This is a genomic window from Okeania sp. (assembly GCF_983059655.1).
This window is the reverse complement of record NZ_CEZPJD010000111.1, coordinates 1-11,343: the sequence shown is the minus strand read 5'-3', so window position 1 is coordinate 11,343 and position 11,343 is coordinate 1. Positions and strand designations below refer to the sequence as shown.

Below are 11,343 nucleotides of genomic sequence, written 5' to 3'. Positions count from 1 at the left end.
TCATTAATGCCATAACAGTCAATTCCTGCAATATCTCGTATTTTTTGTTCTACAGGCAAAATTAATTTATCAGCTAATTCTTGAGACTTAGCACGAGCAGAAATTCGTAATTTTACCTCTCCATGATTAGCATAGGGAGCAACTGTAGGATTTTTCATTTCCAACAATGGGGCTACTTTTTCTGCCAAAGCTGACTCTGCAATGCCCCAAAATTTTAATGTCCGACTATAGATAGTTTCACCACACCAACCCTGATACTGCATATAAGTTACAGCAGTTTCTTGCCACATTAATTTCATTTCGCTGGGAACTCCGGGAAATGTCATTATTGTGACATTTGCCAGTGGTTGCCAAATAATTCCTGGGGCACTACCAATAGGATTAGGCAAAATACTTGCACCCTGGGGAATTAAGGCTTGTTTCCGATTACTTACGGTCATGGTGCGACCCCGATGGGCAAATTTTTTGATAATATCTTCTATAATTTCTGGTCTTTCTATCAGTGGAGTATTAAAATAGTCGGCTATGGTGGCCACAGTTAGGTCGTCTGGAGTTGGGCCTAAACCTCCTGTGAAAATTAATATTTGGGAGCGTTGGGTAGCGATCGCTAATACTTGTTTGATTCTTTCTGGATTATCCCCCACTACGGTTTGATAGTAATGAGCTATTCCTAATCTTGCTAATTCTTGTGCTAAATATTGAGCGTTACTATTCAGGATATCTCCTAATAGTAGTTCTGTGCCAACACATATTATTTCTGCAATCATCTAAATAGAAGGTAGTTAAGTTCTGTTTTAAATTATCTCAAAATCTAATTAGATGCCTAAACTTATACCCCCAAGTTCCCTGAAAATTGCTAACGAACTATTAAGGGCCAATAAACTAGATGATGCCAAAAGAGAATATCAGAGACTCATCGAATTAATGCCCAATTTCTCCTGGAATTACTATTACTTAGGACGACTGTTTGTCCAAAAAAACAAATGGCATCAGGCCATAGCCAAATATCGACAGGCTATTAAACTTAATCCTAATTCTGCCAACTTCCATAATAGTTTAGCTGAAGTTTTAATCAAACAAGGTGAATTAGATGAAGCTATTAGTTGTTCGCAGAAGGCTATTTCTTTTTTAATTTCTATGTGCAGAAAGGTAATGTGTTACTCAATTTAGGAAAATTTGCACAAGCTGAGATTATTTATAATCAATTAGCTACAAAGTTTCCCTGTAAACTTCAGGGTAAAGATGGTTTAGCTCGTATTTTGACTGCTATTCAGGATTGGGAAAATGCGGTTAATACTCAGCAAGAAGTAATTGATAAATTTCCCCAGCATAAACATGCTTATCCACAATTAGCTAAAGCACTAACTCAGTTAGGAAAATTAGAATTAGCTGAAACAGTTTTGAATTCTTATCTTTCTCTGTTTCAAAAGGCAGTAGATTCTCATCCCCAAGCTGCTTCTGGTTACTTGCATTTGGGAAATGCCCTGAAAAGTAAAAGTTGGACTCTATTACCAGAGGCGATCGCTGCTTATCGTCAAGCTATTAAGTTAAATCCCCAGTCGCATAATTTTTATATGTCTTTGGCTGGTGGTTTGGTAGCAAATTATCAATTGAGATATCGCCATAATACGCTCAGTTTCTCAGTAAACAAAATCGACTTGGCAAAGCGTTGAATATTTATTGGGAATTACATAATAAAAATTATCAGAGATTTAATTTAACCAGATTATGGAAAGGCGTTAACAATAATCCTAGTAAGCCAGATAAAAAATACATTATACTTGGTAGTTCCCATTCAGGTTTTTTTAGACAAAAACATGAAAGTTTAGATGTAATTGTCTATTCAATAGCAGAGTTGTCAGAGAAATCTATGAAAAAATTAATTGACTTTTATGCCAGAGATTATGAGTTACTAAAAGATTATTATTCTCCAGACAAGATTTGGGATGAATATAAAGCATTAAAAAAAGTAGGAAGCAATACTTAGCCATTGCCTCTCGTAACATTAAAATAGGCGATCGCTTTCCCATGAAATTCCAGAAAATTTATTCACATAAAATAGCCGAAACTATTGCCTGTTCACCCATCTGGTGCGTCCCCGCGTCTTGTGCGTCCCCGTTCCTACCCCAGGACTAATTCTTTGTCGTCGCCCGAATATTTACAACCCTATATTTTTTTGAGTTCCTGTGCTTCCGATACGATTTTGCTAACAATTGTTAACAATGCACAGCAAGATTAACTTACTGAGGGGGTATCTCCCAATGTGGTAGAAAATTTCTCTACCACGCTTTTGATCAAGATTCCACGCGCTCCGTTTAAGTCGCATTCGAGGCCCTCTTCCCCCTCTTCCTTTTTTCTAGCCGTGACAATAAATAGTCCCTGCCCCACTCCCCTGCTCCCCTACTCCCCAGCTCAATAAAACGTTTAAGCTTGTTTGTGTTTCCAAACTTTCCAACTGGTATAAATTAGTAAACCTGTAGCACTAAAAGCATAAATTGTACCACTAGGAATACCTGAAAAAGCCATGGCTAAACTTCCGACCCAAAGTGTTAATGAATAGATAAAAAAAACTGTCAATCTTTGGGATAAACCAGCATCTAATAAACGATGATGAAGATGGCGGTTATCTGCAATAAAAGGAGATTCACCATTTCGTAAACGGTCTAAAATTACAGCAGACATATCAATAATTGGCACTGCTAGTATTAGATATGGCAAAATAACAGAAGTAACCACAGTAGTTTTTACTAAACCTATTACTCCTACTCCTGCTAAAGTAAATCCTACATAATAAGCTCCTCCATCCCCCATAAATATTTGGGCTGGATTAAAATTATAACGAAGAAAACCTAATGTTCCACCTGCTAAAGCTGCGGCAATTAAAGCTGCTGCCGGTTGATCCATAAATATACTTACAATTAACATCACAAAAGCTGCAATACCAGAAACACCAGCAGCTAAACCATCTACACCATCAATCCAATTAATTGCATTTGCCATACCTACTAACCATATAACAGTCACAGGCCAGCTCAGAATATTAATATGTACTAGCCCATAAAAAGGAATTGTCAGAAATTCAATTTGTACACCTACTATCCAAGCCATACTAGCAGCAATAGTTTGCATGAATAACCTAAATAAGGGAGATAAACCAAACAAATCATCTGCTAAACCAATTAAGAAAAAAGCTAAACCACCAATTGTTACACCCCAGATTTCAAACTCTTTTTCTGGAGGTAAAATATTACCATTAGCATCTATAAATCCTCCTAACCACCAAACAACTAAAAGGGCGATTAAGCTTCCAATAAAAATAGAAACTCCTCCCAAACGTACCATTGGCTGTTTATGAATTTTTCGATCGCCTGGAGGATCTACAAGCCCAATTTTTAAACCAATTTTTCGGATAATTGGTGTAATCAAAAGTACAACAAAAGTTGAAATTATTAAGGTAATTAAATGGTACAGATAATGAGGTACCTGAAGTAATGGGGGGTTAAAAGTTAATAAGAAATTATTAATTTGGCCTAGCATCATTAATATATTTTGCTACTATATAAATAATTGGGTATAGTTATAAAAATACTTGAGCTTTTGATCGTCAAACCTTAGTCTAAATCCCATGTACAGTGGATTTAAACTATAGTGCTACGGTATATAGTATTTTCTGTAGATAAATTGGTCTTTATCTATGCTTGAGACATTGTATTCAACGCCTCTACTAATTCATAGTGAAATATACAGCTTAGGGATAAAATCTAGTCTTTTAATTTACTAGTAGCTCAAAACTAGAAATCAATCCCAAATTAGAAGTTATATCATGTCCGGATAATTAGTTACGATATAAAACTTACAGAGACTTTGTATTTCAAAATCTCAGCGAAACTTTTATCGTAAGTGTTCAAGCGGACATGATATTACCGATTCACTATACTTTATGTATAGTTACCAAAACTATAGCGCTATACATAAAACCTCAACTTCTGAAAAATCCTCTCCTCAATTGTCCATCCAAAATTATTTAGACTAGACTGGGAACTTTAGCCATGAGATGAGGATAGAGGGGAAAGCGATCGCACAATGATGCTACCCTATCTCGACACATTTGAGCTACCCCTTCGTCTTCTGGATTGAGTAACCGTTCCGCAATAATATCCCCTATCTCACTAAATTCAGTAGTTTTCATGCCTCTGGTTGTCATTGCAGGAGAACCCAGTCGGAGGCCACTGGTAACAAAAGGAGACTGTGGGTCAAAAGGTACAGTATTTTTATTAGTAGTAATATTAACTCCACTCATCAATTTATCTGCCTTTTTCCCTGTCATACTTACTGACCTTAAATCCACTAGCATAACGTGATTTTCCGTACCACCAGAAACTATTTTTAATCCGCGTTCTTGCAGTTGGGTTGCTAAGGCACTAGCATTTTCAATCACTTGGCCGGAATAAGCTTTAAATTCTGGCTTTAATGCTTCTCCAAATGCTACTGCTTTAGCTGCAATAACGTGTTCTAATGGACCCCCTTGAGTTCCGGGAAATACTGACTTGTCCAGTTTTTTGCCTAATTCTGGGTCGCGGGTGAGGATTAAACCGCCTCGTGGCCCTCTCAAGGTTTTATGAGTAGTAGTTGTGACTACGTCACAGTGGGGAATGGGGTTGGGATGATGGCCCGTTGCTACTAAACCAGCAATATGAGCAATATCTGCTAATAAATAAGCTCCAACTTCATCGGCGATCGCCCGGAATTTCTCAAAATCAATTATTTGAGAATATGCAGAATAACCACAAATTAGTAGTTTGGGTTTATGTTGCTTTGCCAGTTCGAGAACTTGGTCATAATCTATAGCTTCTGTTTCCTGACTGACACCATAATGATGAACATTAAACCACTTACCAGAAATATTAACTGGAGAACCGTGGGTCAAATGTCCGCCGTGGGATAAGTCCATTCCCATGATTGTGTCCCCTGGTTGTAACAAGGTGAGGAACACGGCAAGGTTGGCCTGCGCTCCAGCATGGGGTTGTACATTGGCATGGGCAGCTCCAAATAATTCTTTGGCGCGGTCTATGGCTATTTGTTCGATTTCGTCTATAAATTCACAGCCACCGTAGTAACGTTTACCTGGGAGACCTTCGGCGTATTTATTGGTGAGTACGGAACCTTGGGCAGCCATTACTGCTGCTGAGGTAAAGTTTTCACTGGCAATTAGTTCTAGGTGGTCTTGTTGCCGTCCATATTCTTTTTGAATTAGTTCGGCTACTAAGGGGTCAGTATCAGCGAGAAAGTTAGCGTTAATCATGTCTATATTTTTTGAGGTTACATTAAAAGTATATGCCCCACACCGGAACTTAGGTTTTCAGTGTGGGGCGGAGGAATTTAGTTTAAACTAGCAGAGCTATAATTAATTTACTTTTAGAATTTATTTTCAATTACTAACTCACTCAACGATAATTGCCCTGGTTTTGGCCAAGGCTCTTTAACTTTTTTGCCAATAGCTACCATAGGGCCCATTACATAATTTTCAGGTAAATTAATTAATTCTGCTACTTTCTCAATATCAAAACCAATCATTGGGCAGGGAAACTTTTTTCATCAATTAGTCCTGCCACTATTCCTAAATGGTCGAGATTTTTAACTGTTATTTCTTCCATTAAAGACATTTTTTTTATACTAAAAACACTATAAGTAATTCTACTTAAGTAGGTCGGTTTTGAAAATTATCGTTATGAAAAGGTAGGAAGCAGAGAGCAGAAGGGAAGAGAGTTTTTGGCAAATTTACTTTTCGTTACTAACTTGCTGTTTTTTTTGCACCATTCTACTTAATTAAATAGACTTATAGCGCTGTGCGCAGGCAACAGGCAACAGAGGGAATAAATTGCCGATAACATAAGACTTTTAGCTATTGGGCAAATCCTGCAATTTGTAAATATACCAGCACTCATTGCTATAATTAAATAGACAAGTTTTCTGTAACTTATTGCAATACAAAATGAAGTGCGGAATGTGGGTTACACCGATGCTACCGGATTTGATATGAAAAGTGGTTGAGGGATGGCGATCTTCGGAGTGGCTCTGTCAAGAGCGGGTTTCCTTGCCATATCCAATCGACCAAGAGAATATTCAGTTCAGGATTTTCTTGCCTCCGGCTTTAGTAGGAAGTACTGATAACTGAAATGACTTTTCCCAACATTAATAGCTGAGAGCTGAAGGCTGAATGCTTACAATGGCTTTTGCCACCAATAAGTATCTCTAGGTTTACTCATAGTTTTTGTAATTAGCCAATCCTTGAGTAAATCATAAGCTGGTTTATACTTTTCTCTTTGCGCATCATCTACCATTAATATTCCTCCTTTTTTTAAAACCTTAATTGATGCTTCAATACATTTCACTCTATCGCGACCATCAACAATAATTAAATCGAAAAATTCTTGAGGAAATTTGTCACATACTGTGTGATATGGCTTAGATAAAAGTCTTAAGTCTACAGGATTACAAGTTGCATCTTGCTGAAGATTATTTTTTACTTTATTATGCCACTTAGTATCATGTTCAATAGAAATAAGTTTTTTAGTCAGTTTAGACATCCATATTGTAGAGCCACCACTGCCAAATTATAATACATTAGCATCTGGTTTTTGTTTGAGAAAGTTCTCCAAAAAATCAGTAGCTTCTGGAGTTAACATGGGAGTGTTTCTGATACTTGGTGGTTGATTTTTTGTTATATTTTTTGGAGATTTTATATTCTTTACGACAACTTCTGTTTGAAGATTAGCTAACTTATTATTGCTAGAGTTTGGCAATGAGGTATTAGTTACTTGAGTAGATTGCTTGAGATTTTTTTCCAGATGTTTAAATTCTTCAGGGTTGATAAATCGCAAGCCTTTTCCTGAATTTATTTTTTCAGCTACTAATGGCAAATTTTTATGCCTTCCATGTAGTATTTTTACAGTTCCAGAAATCACTCCAGAAAAAGGAAATCTACAGTTATATTCTGGGGTGAGAGTGGAAATTCTGAGTTGACTGTTATATAAAACTTCTCTAAAAGTAGGTTGATCGGCATTAGGTGGTTTATATAATTCTAACCATTTGGCAAAAAACTTTTCTACTTGAGGAGATTTTTTATATAAGATTACTCCTGTATTTAACTGTTGAAAACTTTCTGGTACGCCATTAACAAAACCTCTAATATTTAGGGGAGCATGAGCTACTCCCATATCAAATTTATCTAGGAGTGTAAATATTTCTGAAAAGTTAGCAGATATGTAGGTATCTGTATCTAGAAATAATGTGTAATCGTAAGGCGAAGCATACATATATTTGATTTTATCTACATGATTGTAATCTGGTTTTTCTATTACTATTACTTGGTCAAAGTTAGAATTTTTGATATCTTCACTAGCAAAAATTGTCACTGGTAGATTTGGCATTTTTGCTTTTAAACTAGCTACTGATTCACAAGCTTCACGAATAAATTTTTCTCCAGTTGCAATATAAATTACCCCTATCGAACTACGATATTTAGACTGTAACTTTAAAGAACCTAGAGGTACACGACTTTTATCTTTAAGTATGGCTTGTAATGTTAATTCAGATTCTTTTGGTAAACTAATTACTTGTATTTCTGTGGAAAAACCACTTGTTTTTGCATGAGCAACTTGAGGATAAGCCTTTGCTACACCAGAACGTTGTTTGTTGATAGATGCTGTTTGAATTACTTGACCATTATTCATAATTTCTACTGCTACAGCAGGATGATTTTTTCCAACTACCCACCCCGCTAATTTAATTGTATTCTGCTGAAAAATTTGTCCTTGTTTCGGCCTATCTAAATAACACCCATGTAATAGATTTGAAACAGGCTTTAATAATTTAACACTGGAAATTTCTACTTGAATATTTTCTGACGGATGTTGCTCTTGATTTATTAGTTTTATAGATTTTTGATGAAATAAATCTTCTTTACTAGTAACTTTATAATGCCTCAATCTCCGAATTTCAGTAACTAAGTTTTCTTGATGGAAAAAATAGCTACTATAAATATTTTCTACTTGGCGATGACAATCATGTACAAAAACATCTGTACTTCGAGCTTCAAAAGCTAGTTTGGCAGCTATATATATACTCTTCATTCTGCCTGGCATTTCTTCTGAGTATCCAGCAGGTGCATTTACAAAAATAACATCCCATTTTGTTTGCACAATCTCTTCTGGCAGTACCATTGAAAAACATTCTTTACCCTGACTATATTCAGTTAGTAAATTTAGCCAGTCTTTCCTTTTTGTACCATAATCAACTAAATAAGCGACAATACCTGGATGATTTTCTTTTGCCCAGTTAAACAATTCTGGATTATCTTCTATAAATATAGTTCTACCTTCTTTATTAATTTCCATCCAAATACTACTGTCTTTACCGATGCCAAATATTAATAAGTTCTTTGGCATTTTTGGACTAATTGTATTGATGATGTATGAATATTCATCAATATGACAGCCAGATAATTTAACTAATTTATTCTTATATTTTTCACTTGGTAAAGTGCTAGCTTGACTATTGGTAGTTAACTTATTAACTGCAATATTCTTAGATGCAATTGATATAGATTTGTCAGTAGCTGGTTTTGGCTTTTCTAATTCAGTTTTATTTTGTAGAGGGTTATGTTTTTCACAGTCTGTTTTGGCCTGATTTAATTTAGACTGATATTCTGATAATAATTTCTTTTTTTGGGCAAGTTCCTCAAATAAATCTTGTGATGACTTTTGTTTTTTTGTATCAGACATAATTGAAAACTCCGTAGTTATATTGCTATACTCAAGCAATAAAATTTAATTAATATTTGTAGCAGTTGCTCCCTAGCTACAAACAAATAAAACATTAATATTGGCTGACGTAAATTATGTTAAGATTGTTGCCCATTATCTCAGATTTTGGCGTAGCTTAACACCAAGTAATTGCAGTTTCTGCTTATTAGGATAGACAGCCCTAATTAACTATGATTCTTATCTCAAAATCATAATGATAGAATACAGCAACCTATAATTTTCTAAGTTGATCACCTGATGCTATATAAAGTAGTCTTAAATGAAGAAAAATATGAGTAATTCGTTCCCAGTAACTCCAGATACTGCAGCCCAATATTTTCAACAAGGCAACCAGGCTGTAGAAGCAGGCCAATTAGAAAAATCTATTACTCTCTACCACAAAGCCATCGAACTTAACCCCAAATTTGCTTTCTACCAACAAACTTTGGCAGATGCTTTAGCCAAGATAGGTAAATGGAAAGAAGCAAATATTGCCTACCAAAAGGCGATCGAACTTAAACCTAACTCAGCCTGGTCTTACCATAGCTTGGGATATGTCCAAAAACAACAAGGTCAGTTGGAACAGGCGATCGCTTCTTACTCCCAGGCCATAGAAATTAATCCTAATTTCTCAGAATTCTATATCAGTTTAGGAACAGCTTTAGTGGAGAAGGGGTTACTTTATGAGGCTATTTCCCATTTCCAAAAAGCTATATATCTAGAACCTGACTCTGGTGTTGCCCACCTCAACTTAGGAGTGGCTCTAGAAAAACAAGGTCAGATTGAGGAAGGGATAATCTGTTATCGCAAAGCTATTGAAATTGACCCTGGTTTCTGGGAAGGATATCAAAAATTAGGAACAGCTCTGACAAAATTAGGAGACCTCCATCAAGCTGCCGAAATTTATTTAAAGGCTTGCCAAATAATTCCTAATTTTGCTACTGTTTATCATTATTGTGGGGAAACTTTATCAAAATTGCATCGGTGGGATGAAGCTATTGTTGCTTATCGCCGAGCTATTGATTTGTTGGGCAGCGACAAAGACACTACTCCTACAGCAGCTATTTATCATCAATTTGGATATGCTCTGACCCAAAAGCAACAATGGGATGAAGCTATTTCAGCATATCGTCAAGCAACGGAACTTCAAGCAAACTCCCCAGAAGTTTATCACCATCTCGGTTATGCTCTGGCTCAACAGCAAAAATGGGATGAAGCGACAATAGCTTACCGTAAAGTTACAGAACTCCAGCCCAACTCTCCAGAAGTTCATCATTATTTGGGGTATGCCCTCTCTCAACAGCAAAAATGGGAGGAAGCTGTAGTAGCTTACCGCAAAGCCTCGGAACTTCAACCCAATTCTCCCGATATTTATCATCAGTTAGGCCATGCTTTGATTCAACTAAAGCAAAATGATTGGGCAGTGGTAGTTCTCCGCCAGGCTGTAGAACTTAATCCTAACTTAGCTGAAGCTTACGGAGACTTGGGCAAAGCTCTGAGTAATATTAAACAGTGGGATGAGGCGATCGCTTTTTTTCAACAGGCCATTAAGCTTAATCCGAATTTAGCTGAGTTATATGGCTATTTAGGGAAAGTTTATGCTTCACAGAAACAGTGGGATAAGGCTATTGTTAATTATCGTCGCGCCCTGGAATTCAACCCCAAGTTGCCGGAAGTTCATCATAGTCTGGCTTTAGCTTTGGTGCAGCAACAAAAATTTGATGATGCTATTGTCAGTTATCGTCAAGCTATTGAACTAGGTATTAATACAGCGGAAGTTCATCATCAGTTAGGTCATACTTTGAGTAGGCTGAAACGGTGGGATGAGGCAGTGGTATGTTATGGTCGGGCAGCAAAAATTAATCCAAATTCGGCAGCGGTTTATCATGTTTTGGGAGAGAGTTTAACCCAACTAGAAAGATGGGATGAGGCGATCGCTGCTTATACGAAAGCTAGTCAACTTAACCCTAAATCTGCTGATGTCTTTTACCATATTGGAGAAGTTATGTCAAGATTAGGGAGATGGGATGAGGCAGTGACAGCTTATGCTAAAGCTGTAGAGTTAAGACCTAATTCGGCAAAATTTCATTTTCAGTTAGGTGAGGCTAAGACGAAAAAAAATCCATTAAGTGAAGCGATTATTTGTTATCGTCGTGCTTTGGAAATAGACCCTCATTTTTCTAAGGCGAAGGCAAAGTTGGAGGAAGTTTCATCGCTACAAAATATTATCAAAACAGGGGAATTTGGTAGTCTGAGTTTGTTAGGAGAAACTGAGTTTGAAGGTTGCCTTGATTATGCAACTCTCGACTATGTTTCTGGTTGGGCGAGACATAAAAAAGACCCTGAAAAAGTTGTATTTCTTGATATTTTTGTCGGTAATAATTTAATCGGAACGTTAGTGGCGAATAAATATCGTCAAGATTTAGCGGAGGCTTTTGATACTCACGGATATCATGCTTTTGCTCAGAAGATTCCGCCATCTTTACATAGTAATGGGTTAGTTGAAGTTAGTGTCAAAATTACAGAAACAGGTCAACAG

Annotated in this window: 9 protein-coding genes and 1 pseudogene; 4 read left to right on the top strand and 6 right to left on the bottom strand. The window is 36.5% G+C overall.

The window, feature by feature from the left end; genetic code table 11:
- Positions 1-767: CinA family nicotinamide mononucleotide deamidase-related protein (locus tag AC3DU7_RS09125; protein WP_488039037.1), on the bottom strand; the 767-nt coding region annotated here is incomplete at its 3' end.
- Positions 768-819: 52 nt separating this feature from the next.
- Here AC3DU7_RS09125 and AC3DU7_RS09120 point away from each other — a divergent pair.
- The 3 genes from AC3DU7_RS09120 to AC3DU7_RS09110 are packed head-to-tail and all read left to right on the top strand — an operon-like array spanning position 820 to position 1,987.
- Positions 820-1,170, top strand: coding sequence for a tetratricopeptide repeat protein (locus AC3DU7_RS09120; RefSeq protein ID WP_488039036.1), 351 nt, complete (start codon positions 820-822; stop codon positions 1,168-1,170).
- Positions 1,155-1,673, top strand: coding sequence for a hypothetical protein (locus tag AC3DU7_RS09115; RefSeq protein ID WP_488039035.1), 519 nt, complete (start codon positions 1,155-1,157; stop codon positions 1,671-1,673). Before AC3DU7_RS09120 ends, AC3DU7_RS09115 begins: the two co-directional genes overlap by 16 nt.
- Positions 1,670-1,987, top strand: a complete 318-nt coding sequence (locus AC3DU7_RS09110; protein WP_488039034.1) for a hypothetical protein — start codon at positions 1,670-1,672, stop codon at positions 1,985-1,987. The genes AC3DU7_RS09115 and AC3DU7_RS09110 overlap by 4 nt, the downstream gene beginning before the upstream one ends.
- A gap of 437 nt (positions 1,988-2,424) precedes the next feature.
- Here the strand turns inward: AC3DU7_RS09110 and AC3DU7_RS09105 are convergent, their stop codons facing one another.
- The 5 genes and pseudogenes from AC3DU7_RS09105 to AC3DU7_RS09085 form a co-directional block, all read right to left on the bottom strand.
- Entirely contained in the window at positions 2,425-3,537 is a 1,113-nt protein-coding gene (locus AC3DU7_RS09105; RefSeq protein ID WP_488039041.1) for a glycosyltransferase family 4 protein, read from the bottom strand.
- Between the two features lie 487 nt (positions 3,538-4,024).
- Entirely contained in the window at positions 4,025-5,302 is a 1,278-nt protein-coding gene (gene glyA / locus AC3DU7_RS09100; RefSeq protein ID WP_488039033.1) for a serine hydroxymethyltransferase, read from the bottom strand.
- 113 nt (positions 5,303-5,415) lie between these two features.
- The gene (locus AC3DU7_RS09095) at positions 5,416-5,574 is read right to left on the bottom strand and encodes a hypothetical protein (RefSeq protein ID WP_488039032.1); all 159 of its coding nucleotides are present in this window, start codon (positions 5,572-5,574) and stop codon (positions 5,416-5,418) included.
- 647 nt (positions 5,575-6,221) lie between these two features.
- A pseudogene (locus AC3DU7_RS09090) lies at positions 6,222-6,599 on the bottom strand (class I SAM-dependent methyltransferase); the annotation flags it as partial.
- A gap of 15 nt (positions 6,600-6,614) precedes the next feature.
- Positions 6,615-8,783 (bottom strand): hypothetical protein, encoded by a 2,169-nt coding sequence (locus AC3DU7_RS09085; RefSeq protein ID WP_488039031.1) that lies wholly within the window; start codon positions 8,781-8,783, stop codon positions 6,615-6,617.
- A gap of 313 nt (positions 8,784-9,096) precedes the next feature.
- On the opposite strand from AC3DU7_RS09085, the gene AC3DU7_RS09080 reads away from it, so the two are divergent.
- Positions 9,097-11,343, top strand: a 2,247-nt coding sequence (locus AC3DU7_RS09080; RefSeq protein WP_488039030.1) for a tetratricopeptide repeat protein, incomplete at its 3' end; no start/stop codon positions are given.

Bases quoted from the DNA above. Each gene is read 5' to 3' on its own strand.
- AC3DU7_RS09120 (WP_488039036.1), top strand. From the start codon at position 820: ATGCCTAAACTTATACCCCCAAGTTCCCTGAAAATTGCTAACGAACTA.
- AC3DU7_RS09105 (WP_488039041.1), bottom strand. From the start codon at position 3,537: ATGCTAGGCCAAATTAATAATTTCTTATTAACTTTTAACCCCCCATTA.
- glyA (WP_488039033.1), bottom strand. From the start codon at position 5,302: ATGATTAACGCTAACTTTCTCGCTGATACTGACCCCTTAGTAGCCGAA.
- AC3DU7_RS09095 (WP_488039032.1), bottom strand. From the start codon at position 5,574: ATGATTGGTTTTGATATTGAGAAAGTAGCAGAATTAATTAATTTACCT.
- AC3DU7_RS09085 (WP_488039031.1), bottom strand. From the start codon at position 8,783: ATGTCTGATACAAAAAAACAAAAGTCATCACAAGATTTATTTGAGGAA.